This window comes from Enterobacter sp. DC4 (assembly GCF_000568095.1).
Lineage (GTDB): Bacteria > Pseudomonadota > Gammaproteobacteria > Enterobacterales > Enterobacteriaceae > Enterobacter > Enterobacter pseudoroggenkampii.
The window spans coordinates 267,416-283,749 of record NZ_AZUB01000001.1 but is presented as its reverse complement, the minus strand read 5'-3'; the positions used below and the strand labels follow the sequence as shown (position 1 = coordinate 283,749).

The following is a 16,334-nucleotide window of genomic DNA, read 5'->3' as shown; positions in this document are numbered from 1 at the left end:
CCCGGCACATTTCACAGCACTACCCCTTTATCCTCGGATCCAGCGCGTCGCGCAGCCCGTCACCCAGCAGATTAAACGCCAGCACGGTCAGGAAAATCGCCAGACTTGGGAAGATCGCCACGTGCGGCGCAATCACCATATCTGCCCTCGCCTCGTTCAGCATCGCGCCCCACTCCGGTGTCGGTGGCTGCGCCCCTAACCCCAGAAATGACAGGCTGGCCGCCGAGATAATCGACACGCCGATACGCATGGTGAAATAGACCACGATGGACGACACCGTTCCCGGCAGAATATGGCTGAAGAGAATGGTGGCGTCGCTGGCCCCCATACTGCGGGCCGACTCGATAAAGGTCTGTTGTTTCAGCACCAGCGTGTTGCCGCGCACAAGACGAGCAAACGCCGGAATCGAAAACACCGCGACCGCAATGATGACGTTTGCCATGCCGCTGCCCATGATCGCCACCACGGCAATTGCCAGCAAAATGCCGGGAAAAGCAAACAGCACGTCACAGATGCGCATGATGATGCGATCCCACCAGCCTTCGTAATACCCGGCAACGAGACCCAGCACGGTACCGATGGCCGCGCCGATCAGCACCGCGAACACCCCGGCGGCAAGCGAGATCTGCGCCCCCACCAGCACGCGGCTAAAGATATCGCGCCCGAGGGAGTCCACGCCGAACCAGTGCAGCATCGACGGTCCGTCGTTCAGACGGTCGTAGTCAAAATAGTTTTCCGCATCAAACGGCGCCACCCACGGCGCAATCACCGCCACCGCAATCAGCAGCAGCACAAACAGCCCCGCGGTCATCGCGACCGGCTGACGGCGAAAACGCCGCCAGAATTCAGACCACGGGGTGCGGACGTGGTCCGGTTTTAGCCCCGGCATCGCGTTTAAAACGGCCTGACGTCGCCAGTTCAACAATCGCATCTTACTTGTACCTGATGGCCGGGTTAATGGCGGCATAGAGCACGTCCACCACTAAGTTGATAAGAATAAACTCCAGCGAGAAAAGCAGGACTTCCGCCTGAATCACCGGGTAGTCGCGCATCTCGACGGAATCGACCAGCAGGCGTCCCAGCCCCGGCCAGTTGAAGACCTTTTCCACGACGATAGAGCCGCCCAGCAGGAAGCCAAACTGCAGTCCCATCATCGTCACCACCGGGATCATCGCATTGCGGAACCCGTGCTTGAGAATGACCCACTTCTCGCTGACCCCTTTCGCCCGCGCGGTGCGAATATAATCTTCGCTCAGTACGTCAACGAACGAGGCGCGGGTAAAGCGGGCCATCACCGCCGACACGGCAGCCCCCAGCGTCATGGAAGGCAGAATGTAATGCTTCCAGGTATCGGCCCCGACGGTCGGCAGCCAGCCCAGCTCGACGGAGAAGATCTGCATCAGCAGCATCCCCAGCGCGAACGCCGGGAAGGAGATGCCGGTCACCGCCAGCGCCATGCCGAGCTTGTCCGGCCAGCGGTTGCGCCAGACGGCCGCGACAATCCCGGCGCCCAGCCCAAACACGACCGCCCAGCTCATGCTGGCAATCGTTAACCAGAACGTCGGCATAAAGCGGCTGGCAATCTCCTCCGACACCGGACGGCGCGATACCATCGAGATACCAAAATCGCCCTGCAGAACGTTGCAAATATAATGGATGAACTGCATATACAGCGGCTGGTCGAGGCCAAGCTGCTTACGCACCAGCTCAATGACGGTGGCATCCGCTTCAGGCCCGGCAACCAGACGCGCCGGATCGCCCGGCAGCATATGGACAAACAGAAACACCAGGATCGCCACAATCAGCAGCGTCGGAATAAGCCCCAGCAGGCGTTTACACACATAATTCAGCATGAGGTTTATTTTAAATCCGCATCGTCAAAGCTAAAGCCCGTATCCGGCATAATGTAGAACCCGGTCAACGCTTTATTATGGGCTGACACCAGTTTCTCCACCACCAGCGGCACCCACGGCGACTCTTTCCAGATGATGTCCTGCGCGTCCTTGTAGAGACGCGCTTTCTCCTCCGGCTTGGTGGTTTTCAGGGCATCGGCCAGGTCTTTATCCACCTGCGGATTGCTGTAAAACGCGGTGTTGAACAGGGTTGGCGGCCAGTTCTGCGAGGCAAACAGCGGCGACAGCGCCCAGTCTGCTTCACCGGTCGAGGCCGACCAGCCGGTATAGAACATCCGCACGCCGCTCTCTTTCTGTCCTTTGCCCTCCACCTCTGCCGCACGCTGTCCGGCATCCATCGCGGTGACCTGCGCCTTGATGCCGACCTGCGCCAGCTGCTGCTGGGTAAACTGCAGCACCTTCTGAGCGGTACTGTGATTATGCGAGGACCACAGCGTAGTGCTGAAGCCGTTCGGGAAGCCCGCCTCTTTCAGCAGCTCGCGCGCTTTGGCCGGATCGTACGGCCACGGCTGATAGCTTTGCGCATAGGCGATAGCCGGCGGCAGCACGCCGGTGGCCGGAGTGGCATAGCCCGCAAAGGCGACCTTCACCAGCGCCTGACGGTTAATGGCGTAGTTGATGGCCTCACGCACCTTCGGGTTATCGAACGGCTTTTGCGTGACGTTCATGCTGATGTAACGCTGCATGATCGACGGGCTGGCGACCAGCTCCAGCTTGTTGTTTTTCTGCAGAATGGCGGCCTGCTCATACGGGATCGGGAAGGCAAACTGCGCCTCGCCGGTTTGCAGCATCGCCGCGCGGGTGTTGTTGTCCACCACCGGGCGCCAGGTGATGGTATCGAGCTTCGGCAGCCCCTGCTGCCAGTATCCGGCGAATTTCTTCACCTTCACAAAATCGGTCTGGTTCCAGGTGAGCAGCTCGTACGGACCGGTACCAACAGGATGGAAGCCGATCTCCTTGCCGTATTTCTTCAGCGCGGCAGGGGAAATCATCGCCGTTGCCGGATGCGCCAGAATATTGATAAACGCCGAGAACGGCTCTTTCAGGGTGATTTTTACCGTTGCCGCATCGACCACCTCGGTGCTGGCGATATTTTTATACAGGTTATAGCGCTTGAGGCTATTTTCCGGATTGCTGGCGCGATCGAGGTTAACCTTCACCGCCTCCGCATTGAAATCTGTCCCATCCTGGAACTTCACGCCGGTCCTGAGCTTGATGGTATACACCAGTCCGTCGTCGGACACGGTGTACCCCTCCGCCAACACGTTTTTGAGCTTCATCTCTTTATCCAGGCCAAACAGGCCCTGGTAGAACGATTTCGCCACCGCCTGAGAGAGCGTGTCGTTGGCGTCATACGGATCGAGCGTGGTGAAATTAGAGCCGACGGCAACCACCACATCTTTGGCAGCGAACGCGGGGGCAGCGGCCAGGGCTGCCGTCACGCTCGCGGCTAACAACCATCTACGCGCTACAAATGTAACCATTGTGTTCTCCTGCCTGTTGAAAGTTATAACCGCGAAAAGGCATTGTCCTGACGCGGGGGAGCAACGAAATGACCCGGACTGACCTCGCGCAGCGTCACGCGCTCCACGGCCTCGCCACGCTTACGAATATTGCTCGGCATTTCATCCTGCAGCAGCACGCGCTGGCCGTGACGATGCGCCGGATCGGCAACCGGGACCGCCGCGATGAGCTTGCGGGTGTACGGGTGCTGTGGGTTCTCAAACACCGCTCTTCGTGGTCCGATTTCCACAATTTGCCCCATAAACATCACCGCCACGCGATGGCTGATGCGCTCGACCACCGCCATGTCGTGCGAGATAAACAGGAAGGCGATGCCCATATCCCGCTGTAAATCCAGCAATAAGTTGATGATTTGCGCCCGGATAGAGACATCCAGCGCCGAGACGGACTCATCGGCAATCACCACTTTCGGGTTTAGCGCCAGCGCGCGGGCGATGCAGATACGCTGCCGCTGTCCGCCGGAAAACTCGTGCGGATAACGCCAGGCATGCTCCGGCTTCAGGCCGACGCGCTCCAGCAGCCAGGCCACGCGACGCTGTGCCGCTTCGCCGTCGAGCAGGTTATGTACCCGCAGCGGCTCCATGATCGAATACCCCACCGTATGGCGCGGATCGAGGGAGGCATAGGGATCCTGGAAAATAAACTGAATATCCCGCCGCACCGCCTGCAGCCTGCTGTCCGGAAGGGTATCAATGCGCTCACCGTTAAAGGTAATGCTGCCTTCCTGTGACTCCACCAGACGGAGCAACGCGCGTCCGGTGGTGGATTTACCGCAGCCGGACTCCCCCACCAGCGCCAGCGTTTCACCCGGCCAGAGATCGAAACTGACGTTTTCCACCGCGTGCACTTCGCGCTTCACCCGGTTCAGTACGCCGCTGCGCAGCGGAAAGCGGGTGACCAGATCGCGCACTTCCAGAATGGGCTTACCCGGCACCACGGTGTCCTGCTCGCGCTCATCCTCCTGCTGCTCAGACGCCTCGAGAGAAATCAGGGGGAAGCGGCGCGGCAAATCGCTACCGTTCATCGCCCCCAGACGCGGAACCGCCGCCAGCAGCGCTTTGGTGTAAGGATGCACGGGCGCGTGAAAAATCTGCTCAACCGTGCCGGTTTCCACCGCGCTGCCCTTATGCATCACCAGTACGCGATCGGCGATATCGGCGACCACGCCCATATCGTGGGTGATGAAAATCACCCCCATCTCCATCTCCTGCTGCAGGACTTTGATGAGCTGCAGGATCTGCGCCTGAATCGTCACGTCCAGCGCCGTCGTTGGTTCGTCGGCAATCAGCACTGCGGGACGGCAGGAGAGCGCCATGGCAATCATCACCCGCTGGCGCATGCCGCCGGAAAGCTGATGCGGATAGCGCCCCAGAATGGCCTGCGCCTCCGGAATGCGCACCAGCTCCAGCATCCGTCGGGCCTCTTTGAGCGCTTCATCGCCGCTCAACCCCTGATGCAGGCGGATGGACTCGGCAATTTGCTCCCCGACCGGGAACACCGGGTTCAGGGAGGTCATTGGCTCCTGGAAGATCATCGCAATATCCGCCCCGCGCACGCTCTGCATCTGCGAACCGCTTAGCTCATTTAAATCAATGACCTGACGATTGCGGCGGCGCAGGAGCATTTTCTCGCTGCTGATTTGCCCGCCCGTCTGTTCCAGCAGGCGCATTAGCGCCAGCGCGGTGACCGATTTCCCGGAGCCGGACTCGCCAACAATCGCCAGCGTCTCGCCGCGCCTGAGCGTGAACGATAAATTCTGTACTGCGGGGATGAACTGCCGCTCTTCCTGAAACGCAATATTGAGCTGATGGACAGCCAGCACTTCGCGGTTGTCCAGTTCTTCACTGTGCGGCACGCGCTGCCCCCTTATTCACGATAAATCCCCGTGCTCGGCTCATCGCCGGCATAGCCCCAGGCGCGATACATGCCTTCGCTGTTGAACGGCAGTGCCACGTTGCCCTCATGATCCACCGCAATGAGTCCGCCGACGCCGCCCAGGGCAGGCAGTTTTTCCATCACCACGCGCTCGCAGGCCTCGCTCAGGCTTAAACCGCCGTAATCCATCAGCGCGGTGATGTCGTAGGCCGCGAGGGCGCGGATAAACACTTCCCCGGTTCCGGTACACGATACCGCCGCCGTCGCGTTATTGGCATAGCAGCCGGCGCCCGGCAGCGGGCTGTCGCCGACGCGTCCGGGAAGCTTGTTGGTCATCCCGCCCGTTGACGTCGCCGCCGCGAGGTTCCCGGCTTTATCCAGCGCCACCGCGCCGACCGTGCCCATTTTGGTGGTTTCATCAAGCGGCGCACTGTGGTCAAGCTGCGTCATGCCCGCCGAACGGGCTTCCAGAAGCTGCTGATAGCGCGCTTCCGTGGAAAACAGATCCGGCGATACCGGCTCCATTCCGTGTTCGAAGGCAAACCTCTCCGCCCCCGCGCCCGTCAGCAGCACGTGCGGGCTCTCTTCCATCACCAGACGCGCGGCCAGCACCGGGTTACGCAGGTGGCTGACGCCTGCCACGGCCCCCGCTTTCAGGGTGACGCCGTCCATCACGCAGGCATCCAGCTCGTGCGTTTCATCCCGGGTAAAGACCGAACCGATCCCCGCATTAAATAACGGGCACTCTTCCAGCAGGCGCACCGCCTCGGTGACCACGTCCAGCGCGCTTTCGCCCGCTTCCAGCATTCTCTGGCCCGTTTCCACAATGGCGTACAGCGCGTCGATGTAACGTTTTTCCTGCTCAGGCGTGAGCTGTGCTCGGGTGATTGCCCCGGCCCCGCCATGAATTGCGATTACCGCCTTAACCATTCGCATCACCCGTTAGCCTGTTTTGCGGCTTTTTCTATAAATATCATTATCGTCGACGAAACTTCAGATGATTTTTGAATATAGAAAGACGTAACAGTGATGTAAAGCGTGCACCCTTCGGTCATACAGTTAGCCGCACTTTTCTGCCATAATGAGCGCTTTCGTTGTTACTCCGCAGGAGCCCACCATGGATTTTACCGCCGGACTGATGCCGCTTGAGACGGCACTCACGCAGATGCTTGACCGAGTTTCCCCGCTGCATGACGTTGAGACGCTGCCCCTCGTGCGCTGTTTTGGCCGTATTGCCGCGCGCGATATCGTCTCTCCGCTTAACGTGCCGGGGTTTGATAACTCCGCGATGGACGGTTACGCGGTACGCCTGGCGGATCTCCAGACGGGTAACGCCCTGCCGGTGGCGGGTAAAGCCTTTGCGGGTCAGCCGTTTAGCGGTGAATGGCCTGCGGGCACCTGCGTGCGCATTATGACCGGCGCACCGGTTCCGGCAGGCTGCGACGCCGTGGTGATGCAGGAAGAGACCGAACAGACCGACGACAGCGTGCGTTTTACCGCGAGCGTCAAAGCGGGCCAGAACATCCGCCGTACCGGCGAGGACATTACCCTCGGCGCGACGGTCTTTGCTGCCGGACAGAAGCTGACGGTGGCGGAGCTGCCGGTCCTGGCCTCGCTCGGTATCGCGGACATCGACGTTATCCGTAAAGTGCGCGTTGCCGTTTTCTCCACCGGCGACGAGCTACAGCTTCCGGGGCAGCCGCTGCAGGACGGCCAGATTTACGATACCAACCGCCTGGCGGTGCATCTGATGCTCGAACAGCTGGGCTGTGAGGTGATTAACCTCGGCATTATTCCTGACGATCCGGAAAAACTGCGCGCCGCGTTTATCGAGGCGGATAACGCAGCCGACGTGGTCATCAGCTCCGGCGGCGTCTCCGTGGGCGAAGCGGATTACACCAAAACCATCCTCGAAGAGCTGGGCGAGATCGCCTTCTGGAAGCTGGCGATCAAGCCGGGCAAACCGTTCGCGTTTGGCAAGCTCACGCACGGCTGGTTCTGTGGCCTGCCGGGTAACCCGGTCTCGGCGGCACTCACCTTCTACCAGCTGGTGATCCCGCTGCTGGCGAAGCTTTCCGGCAACAATGCTAACCCGCTGCCGGAACGCCAGCGCGTTCGTGCCGCCACGCGCCTGAAAAAATCACCGGGCCGCCTCGATTTCCAGCGCGGCATTCTGGCGCGTAACGCGGACGGCGAGCTCGAAGTGAGCACCACCGGGCACCAGGGCTCGCACATTTTCAGCTCCTTCAGCCAGGGCAACTGCTTTATCGTGCTGGAGCGCGAGCGCGGTAACGTGGAAGCAGGCGAGTGGGTTGAGGTCGAGCGTTTTAACCACCTGTTCGGAGGCTGACATGACGGTGGAGCTGAGCGACCCGGAGATGATGCGCTACAACCGCCAGATTGTGCTGCGCGGGTTTGACTTCGAGGGCCAGGAAGCGCTTAAGGCAGCCAGCGTGCTGGTTGTCGGTCTGGGCGGTCTGGGCTGCGCCGCCGCGCAGTATCTTGCGGCGGCGGGCGTGGGAAAAATGACGCTGCTGGATTTCGATACCGTATCGGTCTCGAACCTGCAACGCCAGACGCTGCACAGCGACGCGACGGTGGGCCAGCCGAAAGTAGACTCTGCCCGCACGGCGCTGACGCGCATCAACCCCCACGTTCAGTTCACCCTGATTGACGCAATGCTGGATGACGACGCGCTCTCCGCGCAGATTGCGCAGCACGACCTGGTGCTGGACTGCACGGATAACGTCGCCGTCCGTAACCAGCTGAACGCGGGCTGTTTTGCCCACAAAACCCCGCTGGTCTCCGGCGCGGCAATCCGCATGGAGGGGCAAATCAGCGTCTTCACGTACGCCGAGGGTGAACCCTGCTATCGCTGCCTGAGCCGTCTGTTTGGCGAGAATGCGCTGACCTGCGTTGAGGCGGGCGTGATGGCGCCGCTCGTCGGCGTGATTGGCTCATTGCAGGCAATGGAAGCGATCAAAGTGCTGGCGAACTACGGCACGCCCGCAGCGGGGAAAATCGTGATGTATGACGCGATGACCTGCCAGTTCCGCGAGATGAAGCTGATGCGTAACCCGGGGTGTGAGGTGTGTAGTCACTAAAAAGTCGGGTGGCGGCTTCGCCTTACCCGACCTACAACGGCTCGAACGTAGGCCGGGTAAGCGTCAGCGCCACCCGGCAACAGTATCAGATCGACGTCCTTCCAAACGCCCCCTTCCAGTCCTGCTCAAACTTCACGATCGCCGCATCCACTGCCGGAGAAGTAATAAACTGCTGCGCCACGTCCAGCGGCAGCGTGATGGACTCGCACCCTGCCAGCAGGCAGTTCAGCGCCTGACGCGGGGTTTTAAAGCTCGCGGCCAGCACTTTGGACTGCGGGGCGTGCAGCGTCAGCAGCTGCTGTAATTCCACCACGGTCTGGATCCCGTCCCCGCCCTGCGCGTCCACGCGGTTAACGTAAGGCGCCACATACTCGGCACCCGCCAGCGCGGAGAGCATCCCCTGCGCGGCGCCGTACACCGCCGTGCCCAGCGTCGGGATACCTTCAGCCTTCAGCATCTTGATTGCCGCCAGCCCCTCTGCGGTCACCGGCACTTTCACCACCAGATCGTTAATGATGGCGCGCAGCTTACGCGCGTCCTCCACCATCCCTTCGGCGGTGGTCGCCATCACCTGGGCGAACAGACGACCTTTGCCACCCAGCGCGTCGTGCAGCTCTGGCAGCAACACGTCCAGCGGCGTTTTACCTGCCGCCACAATGCTTGGGTTGGTGGTCACGCCCGCCAGCGGGAAGATACGCGCCAGCTTTTTGACTGCCGCAACGTCAGATGTGTCGAGATAAAGTTCCATGATGTCACCCTCAAAATTAGCCTGCACTTACCCTATCACGACAAAACCTGCTCAAGAGTTGACCTGCATCAAGATAACTTTCATTCGAAAGTCATTTAATCTTCATATGCAATATGAGAGGCGAAATCATGATCTTCAATATTCAGCGTTACTCTACCCACGATGGCCCCGGCATTCGAACCGTCGTGTTTCTGAAAGGCTGCTCGCTGGGCTGTCGCTGGTGCCAGAACCCGGAAAGCCGCTCCCGCAGCCGGGACGTGCTGTTTGATGCGCGCCTGTGTCTGGACGGCTGCGACCTGTGCCAGCAGGCGGCACCGGACTGTATCGAACGCGCGCTGAATGGCCTGGTCATCCACCGCGAAAAGCTCAATGAAGAGACGCTTAATGCCCTTACCGACTGCTGCCCGACGCAGGCGCTGACCGTCTGCGGTGAAGAGCAGCAGGTCGAGGAGATCATGGCGACCGTACTGCGCGATAAACCCTTCTACGACCGCAGCGGCGGCGGGATCACCCTCTCCGGCGGCGAACCGTTTATGAACCCGGAGCTGGCGCAGGCCCTGTTTAAAGCCAGCCATGACCAGGGGATCCACACCGCCGTCGAAACCTGCCTTCACGTGCCGTGGCACTATATCGAGCCGTCATTACCTTACGTCGATCTGTTCCTCGCCGACCTGAAGCACGTCGACGGTGACGTGTTCAAACAGTGGACGGACGGTTCGGCTAAGCGCATCCTGGAAAACCTGAAGCGCCTGGCCGCTGCCGGGAAAAAAATCAACATCCGCGTGCCGCTGATCCAGGGCTTCAACGCGGATGAAGCCTCCATCACCGCCATCACCAACTTCGCCGCCGATGAACTCGGCGTCGAGGATATTCATTTTCTGCCGTATCACACGCTGGGCATGAACAAATACACCCTGCTCGGCCAACCCTACTCTGCCCCTGACAAACCGCTGGATAACCCTGCCCTGCTGGACTTCGCGCAGCAGTACGCCTGCCAGAAAGGGTTAACCGCGACCTTACGAGGATAAACTTATGACAACCCTGAATCTCAATACCCTCAGCGAGCGCATTAAGGCGCACAAAACGGCGCTGGTGCATATCGTTAAGCCGCCGGTCTGTACCGAGCGTGCCCAGCATTACACCGAAATGTACCAGCAGCACATGGACAAGCCGATCCCGGTCCGTCGCGCTCTGGCGCTGGCGCATCACCTGGCTGAGCGTACCATCTGGATCAAACACGACGAGCTGATTATCGGTAACCAGGCCAGCGAAGTGCGCGCCGCACCGATTTTCCCGGAATACACCGTCTCCTGGATTGAGAAAGAGATCGATGACCTGGCGGATCGCCCGGGCGCGGGCTTTGCGGTGAGCGAAGAGAACAAGCGCGTCCTGCACGAGATCTGCCCGTGGTGGCGCGGCCAGACGGTGCAGGACCGCTGCTACGGCATGTTCACCGACGAGCAGAAAGGCCTGCTGGAAACCGGCATTATCAAAGCCGAAGGCAACATGACTTCCGGCGACGCGCACCTGGCGGTGAACTTCCCGCTGGTGCTGGAGAAAGGTCTCGACGGCCTGCGCGCCAAAGTGGCCGAGCGCCGCTCGCGCATCAACCTGACGGTGCTGGAAGACCTGCACGGCGATCAGTTCCTGAAGGCAATTGATATCGTGCTGGAAGCGGTGAGCCTGCACATCAAACGCTTCGCCGATCTGGCGCGCGAGATGGCCTCCACCGAAACCCGCGAAAGCCGCCGCGACGAGCTGCTGGCGATGGCGGAAAACTGCGACGTGATTGCTCACGAGCCGCCAAAAACCTTCTGGCAGGCGCTGCAGCTGTGCTACTTCATTCAGCTGATCCTGCAGATTGAGTCCAACGGCCACTCGGTCTCCTTCGCGCGTATGGACCAGTATCTCTATCCGTACTACCGCCGCGACGTGGAGCTGAACCAGAGCCTCGACCGCGAACACGCCATTGAACTGCTGCACAGCTGCTGGCTGAAGCTGCTGGAAGTGAACAAGATCCGCTCCGGCTCGCACTCCAAGGCTTCCGCCGGCAGCCCGCTGTACCAGAACGTCACCATCGGCGGCCAGAAGCTGGTCAACGGTGAGCCGATGGACGCGGTGAACCCGCTCTCGTACGCGATTCTGGAATCCTGCGGTCGTCTGCGCTCCACCCAGCCGAACCTGAGCGTGCGCTATCACGCGGGCATGAGCAACGACTTCCTCGACGCCTGCGTGCAGGTGATCCGCTGCGGGTTCGGGATGCCGGCGTTCAACAACGACGAAATCGTGATCCCGGAATTCATCAAGCTCGGCGTTGAGCGCGACGACGCCTACGACTACGCGGCCATCGGCTGCATCGAAACCGCGGTGGGCGGCAAGTGGGGCTATCGCTGCACCGGCATGAGCTTTATCAACTTCGCCCGCGTCATGCTGGCGGCGCTGGAAGGCGGGCGCGACGCCACCAGCGGCAAGGTGTTCCTGCCGCAGGAAAAAGCGCTCTCTGCCGGTAACTTTGACAATTTCGACGAGGTGATGGCGGCGTGGGATACCCAGATCCGCTACTACACCCGTAAATCCATCGAGATTGAGTACGTGGTGGACACCATGCTGGAGGAAAATGTCCACGATATTCTCTGCTCGGCGCTGGTGGACGACTGCATCGAGCGCGCGAAAAGCATCAAGCAGGGCGGCGCGAAGTATGACTGGGTCTCCGGTCTGCAGGTGGGCATCGCCAACCTCGGCAACAGCCTGGCGGCGGTGAAGAAGCTGGTGTTCGAGCAGGGCGTCATCGGTCAACAGCAGCTGGCGGCCGCCCTGGCGGATGACTTCGACGGGCTGACCCACGAGCAGCTGCGCCAGCGCCTGATCAATGGCGCGCCTAAGTACGGTAACGACGACGACAGCGTGGACATGCTGCTGACGCGCGCCTATCAGACCTATATTGAAGAGCTGAAGCAGTACCACAACCCGCGCTACGGCCGCGGCCCGATTGGCGGTAACTATTACGCGGGCACCTCTTCCATTTCCGCGAACGTGCCGTTTGGCGCGGCGACGATGGCGACGCCAGACGGACGTAAGGCGCACACCCCGCTGGCGGAAGGGGCAAGCCCGGCTTCCGGTACCGATCACCTCGGCCCGACGGCGGTGATCGGGTCGGTGGGTAAACTGCCTACCGAGGCGATTCTCGGCGGCGTGCTGCTGAACCAGAAGCTGAATCCGTCAACGCTGGAAAACGACAGCGATCGCCAGAAGCTGATGGTGCTGCTGCGCACCTTCTTCGAGGTGCACAAAGGCTGGCATATTCAGTACAACATCGTCTCGCGCGACACGCTGCTGGAGGCGAAGAAACATCCTGACCAGTATCGTGACCTGGTGGTGCGCGTCGCAGGCTACTCGGCGTTCTTCACCGCCCTGTCGCCGGATGCGCAGGATGATATTATTGCCCGTACTGAGCATACGCTGTAAAAAAACGCCCGGTGGCGCTGCGCTTACCGGGCCTACAGAGTCTCCCCGTAGGCCGGGTAAGGCGAAGCCGCCACCCGGCCTTCTGACTTTCATTCGAAATTAAATTTGTGCTCCCCGTCACCTTGTTATTAGAATGTTTCAAAACGCAGTGACCCAGGAGCACAGTATGACCGTTAAAGTTATCGTCACCGATATGGACGGAACTTTTCTTGATGATGCCAAGCAGTACGATCGTGACCGCTTCCAGGCACAGTTTGAGCAGCTTAAAGCCCGCGACATTGAATTCGTTGTCGCCAGCGGCAATCAGTATTACCAGCTCATCTCCTTCTTTCCGGAGCTGAAAGACAGGATCTCCTTCGTGGCGGAAAACGGCGCGCTGGTGTTCGATCGCGGGGAGCAAATTTTTCACGGCGAGCTGACCCGCCATGAATCGCAGATCGTCATTGGCGAACTGCTGAAAGATAAAGGGCTGAACTTCGTGGCCTGCGGGCTGGAGAGTGCCTACGTGAGCGACAAAGCTCCTGAAGCGTTCGTGGCGCTGATGTCAAAGCACTACCACCGCTTAAAGCGCATCAGCGATTACCGTGAAATTGACGACGTGCTGTTTAAGTTCTCCCTGAACCTGCCGGATAGCGATATCCCAAATCTGGTGGATAAGCTGCACGTCTCGCTGGACGGCATCATGAAGCCCGTCACCAGCGGCTTTGGTTTTGTGGATTTGATTATCCCCGGCCTGCATAAAGCCAACGGCATCAGCCGCCTGCTGAAACGCTGGAAAATCTCCCCGCAGGAGTGCGTCGGAATTGGCGACAGCGGCAACGATGCGGAAATGCTGAAGCTGGTGAAATATTCCTTTGCGATGGGCAACGCGGCAGAAAGCATTAAAGAAATCAGCCGCTACAGCACCGACGACAACAACCATCAGGGCGCGCTGAACGTCATTCAGGCCGTGCTCGACAGCCACTCCCCGTTCGACGTCTGATCCTCTCCTCGCCGGAGCCTTGCTCCGGCCTTTCACTCTTTTTCCGTCCTGTGGCTTGCGTCAAGTTTTTAAACTTGCATTAACTTAATTTTAACTTAAAGTATCACTTGTAGACACTTTTACTTTCGAATGAAAGATGCGAGGCAGTTATGACCTTTACCAGTGAAACCTTGCCGGCGGATCACAAAGCGGCAATCCGTCAGTTAAAACGTGAGCTGCGCGCGCAGATCGGCGACGTGCAGGCGGTATTCAACAAGCTCAGCGACAAAATTGCCACCCGCGTGGCGGAGATCAACGCCCTTAAAAACAAAGGCGAATCCGTCTGGCCGGAGATCCCGTTTGCCGATGTAAAAAACGGCACGATTACCGACGCGCAGCGCGACGCCGTTAAACGCCGCGGCTGTGCGGTGATTAAAGGTCATTTCCCGCGCGAGCAGGCGCTGGCATGGGATCAGTCGATGCTCGACTACCTCGATCTGAACAAGTTTGACGAGGTGTACAAAGGGCCGGGCGATAACTTCTTCGGCACCCTGACTGCTTCCCGTCCGGAGATTTACCCGATTTACTGGTCGCAGGCGCAGATGCAGGCGCGCCAGAGCGAAGAGATGGCGCAGGTGCAGTCGTTCCTGAACCGTTTATGGACATTCGAGAGTAACGGCAAACAGTGGTTTGACCCGGACGTGAGCGTGATTTATCCGGACCGTATCCGCCGCCGTCCGCCGGGTACCACCTCGAAAGGACTCGGCGCGCATACCGACTCCGGCGCGCTGGAGCGCTGGCTGTTGCCGGCTTATCAGCAGGTGTTCGCCCGCGTGTTTGACGGCAACGTCGAGAAATACGATCCGTGGAACGCCGCGCACCGTACCGAAGTGGAAGAGTACACCGTCGATAACACCACCAAATGCTCGGTATTCCGCACCTTCCAGGGCTGGACGGCGCTGTCGGACATGATCCCCGGACAGGGGCTGCTGCACGTGGTGCCCATCCCGGAAGCGATGGCGTACATTCTGCTGCGTCCGCTGCTGGACGACGTGCCGGAAGACGAGCTGTGCGGCGTTGCGCCGGGGCGCGTGCTGCCGGTTTCCGAGAAGTGGCACCCGCTGCTCATCGAGGCGCTGACCAGCATTCCGGCACTCGAGGCGGGTGATTCGGTGTGGTGGCACTGCGATGTGATCCACTCCGTCGCGCCGGTGGACAATCAGCAGGGTTGGGGCAACGTGATGTACATTCCCGCCGCACCGATGTGCGAGAAAAACCTCGCCTACGCGAAAAAGGTCAAGGAAGCGCTGGAAACCGGCGCGTCGCCAGGAGACTTCCCGCGTGAGGATTATGAAAAGAGCTGGCAGGACCGCTTTACCGTGAACGATCTCAACATCCACGGCAAGCGCGCGCTGGGCATGGTCTAACTGTCGTACAGCCCTTCCCGCTCCACGGCGGTGCGTCGTTTCCCCTGACGTATCCGCCGTACGGATCCCCGCACGGTCAGCGTGCCGTTAAGCAGCAACGTCCCCACCGGCGCGTCCGGGCGCATGAGCCGCTGCTGGAGCATATATACCGCTTCTGTTCCGAGCTCGTCGCGGGGAACGTGCACGGCCGTTAATGGAACATCCTGGATCGCCGCCAGGTTAAACCCGTCGATGCTCATCACCGACACGTCCTGCGGCACGCGCAGACCGTGGTTTTGTAATGCACTGATGGTGCCCGCCGCCATAAAGTCGCCGCCGACCAGAAACGCGGTAGGTAAATCTTTCCCCTGCACTTCGCTGAGCCAGCTGCTGACCGCCTGTTCCGTTTCGCGCGCGCTGAAGCTGGGCACCACCAGCAGATCGCGTTTATCGCTGAACGTCAGGTTATGGGACTGCCACGCGTCGCGGATCCCCGACAGGCGCAGCTCCATGGTGTAGCGACGCAGGCACAGCACGTTCATCACCTCACGGTGTCCCATCTCGAACAGGTATTCCGCCGCCCGCTCGCCAATGGCGCGGTGATCCGGCGCAACGGCAGGCAGACGCATGTGCCGGTCGCGGCAGTTAATCAGCATGCAGGGTTTACCCACATCTACCGCCAGATCGTGAATATGGGGATCGTCAATGCCGAGAAGGATTGCCGCCTGAGTATCCGGCTCATTCATGCGCGCCAGAAAAAGCTGGGCGTCGCTGTCGTTCTCTTCCAGCGCGCAGTAGCGCAGGCGCACATCATGGGATGCCAGGCCTTTACTCACGCTCTGGATCACGCGGTAGTAAAAGATGTCGGACCGCTCGTCGAAGGCGCGCTGGGGGGCAAAAACCACCAGGCTATTGAGCAGCAGCCGTCCCGCCGCCATGCCCTCCATCACCCCCAGCTCCCGCGCGCACGCCAGCACCTTTGCGCGCGCTTTTTCGCTGGTATTCGCTTTCCCCGCCAGCACCCGAGACACGGTGCTGATCGAGAGCTGCGTACGGGCGGCGATTTCGGTGATTTTTAGCCTTTTGTCCATTTTGTGATCTGGCTCCATTTGCGAAATGAAAAAATTTTCATAGCGTATCCGTCAGGCAATAACTGACATAAATGCCATCATGCCAGAGTGGTTGAGTCAGTTATGAGAAATTTTGCACAAAATCCACTATTGCCCACTCATTTTCTCCCTTAAGGTGAACTTGTCACACAACTTCCATACTAGTTGTATACCAACTTAAGCAGTTTAAACGGATAGAAATCAAAGGCATAAAAATCTGTGTGACACC

At 59.9% G+C, this 16,334-nt stretch carries 13 protein-coding genes; 6 read left to right on the top strand and 7 right to left on the bottom strand.

What is annotated here, in order from left to right; genetic code table 11:
* Window positions 1–19 precede the first annotated feature (19 nt).
* The 5 genes from gsiD to iaaA are packed head-to-tail and all read right to left on the bottom strand — an operon-like array spanning window position 20 to window position 6,242.
* Window positions 20–931 carry a glutathione ABC transporter permease GsiD gene (gene gsiD / locus P349_RS22625; RefSeq protein WP_024908682.1) on the bottom strand — a complete coding sequence of 304 codons (912 nt, stop codon included), beginning with the start codon at window positions 929–931 and terminating at the stop codon, window positions 20–22.
* A 1-nt stretch (window position 932) separates the two neighbouring features.
* The gene (gene gsiC, locus P349_RS22630) at window positions 933–1,853 is read right to left on the bottom strand and encodes a glutathione ABC transporter permease GsiC (protein ID WP_032649351.1); all 921 of its coding nucleotides are present in this window, start codon (window positions 1,851–1,853) and stop codon (window positions 933–935) included.
* Between the two features lie 5 nt (window positions 1,854–1,858).
* Window positions 1,859–3,397, bottom strand: a complete 1,539-nt coding sequence (gene gsiB, locus P349_RS22635) for a glutathione ABC transporter substrate-binding protein GsiB (RefSeq protein ID WP_032649353.1) — start codon at window positions 3,395–3,397, stop codon at window positions 1,859–1,861.
* 23 nt (window positions 3,398–3,420) lie between these two features.
* Window positions 3,421–5,292: a glutathione ABC transporter ATP-binding protein GsiA gene (gene gsiA / locus P349_RS22640; RefSeq protein ID WP_032649356.1), complete on the bottom strand. Its 1,872-nt coding sequence runs from the start codon at window positions 5,290–5,292 to the stop codon at window positions 3,421–3,423.
* Between the two features lie 11 nt (window positions 5,293–5,303).
* The gene (gene iaaA, locus P349_RS22645) at window positions 5,304–6,242 is read right to left on the bottom strand and encodes a beta-aspartyl-peptidase (protein WP_032649358.1); all 939 of its coding nucleotides are present in this window, start codon (window positions 6,240–6,242) and stop codon (window positions 5,304–5,306) included.
* A gap of 187 nt (window positions 6,243–6,429) precedes the next feature.
* Here iaaA and moeA point away from each other — a divergent pair, with 187 nt between their 5' ends.
* Together moeA and moeB are read left to right on the top strand one after the other, a co-directional pair.
* A complete protein-coding gene (gene moeA / locus P349_RS22650) occupies window positions 6,430–7,662 on the top strand; it encodes a molybdopterin molybdotransferase MoeA (RefSeq protein WP_032649362.1) in 1,233 nt (410 codons plus the stop codon).
* Between the two features lies 1 nt (window position 7,663).
* Window positions 7,664–8,416: a molybdopterin-synthase adenylyltransferase MoeB gene (gene moeB / locus P349_RS22655; RefSeq protein ID WP_032649365.1), complete on the top strand. Its 753-nt coding sequence runs from the start codon at window positions 7,664–7,666 to the stop codon at window positions 8,414–8,416.
* Between the two features lie 85 nt (window positions 8,417–8,501).
* Here moeB and fsa read toward each other — a convergent pair whose 3' ends face one another.
* Window positions 8,502–9,164, bottom strand: a complete 663-nt coding sequence (gene fsa / locus P349_RS22660) for a fructose-6-phosphate aldolase (RefSeq protein ID WP_032649367.1) — start codon at window positions 9,162–9,164, stop codon at window positions 8,502–8,504.
* Window positions 9,165–9,292: 128 nt separating this feature from the next.
* Between fsa and P349_RS22665 the strand changes: the two genes are divergently transcribed.
* The 4 genes from P349_RS22665 to P349_RS22680 all read left to right on the top strand — a co-directional run bounded on the left by P349_RS22665 (window position 9,293) and on the right by P349_RS22680 (window position 15,017).
* Entirely contained in the window at window positions 9,293–10,192 is a 900-nt protein-coding gene (locus P349_RS22665; protein WP_032649369.1) for a glycyl-radical enzyme activating protein, read from the top strand.
* A 4-nt stretch (window positions 10,193–10,196) separates the two neighbouring features.
* A complete protein-coding gene (locus P349_RS22670; protein WP_032649372.1) occupies window positions 10,197–12,629 on the top strand; it encodes a formate C-acetyltransferase/glycerol dehydratase family glycyl radical enzyme in 2,433 nt (810 codons plus the stop codon).
* A 166-nt stretch (window positions 12,630–12,795) separates the two neighbouring features.
* Window positions 12,796–13,611 carry a Cof-type HAD-IIB family hydrolase gene (locus P349_RS22675; protein ID WP_032649374.1) on the top strand — a complete coding sequence of 272 codons (816 nt, stop codon included), beginning with the start codon at window positions 12,796–12,798 and terminating at the stop codon, window positions 13,609–13,611.
* 149 nt (window positions 13,612–13,760) lie between these two features.
* Entirely contained in the window at window positions 13,761–15,017 is a 1,257-nt protein-coding gene (locus tag P349_RS22680) for a DUF1479 domain-containing protein (protein ID WP_032649376.1), read from the top strand.
* Here the strand turns inward: P349_RS22680 and P349_RS22685 are convergent.
* Window positions 15,014–16,087 (bottom strand): LacI family DNA-binding transcriptional regulator, encoded by a 1,074-nt coding sequence (locus P349_RS22685; protein ID WP_032649378.1) that lies wholly within the window; start codon window positions 16,085–16,087, stop codon window positions 15,014–15,016. The two genes, P349_RS22680 and P349_RS22685, sit on opposite strands and share 4 nt — an antisense overlap.
* Window positions 16,088–16,334: the final 247 nt, after the last annotated feature.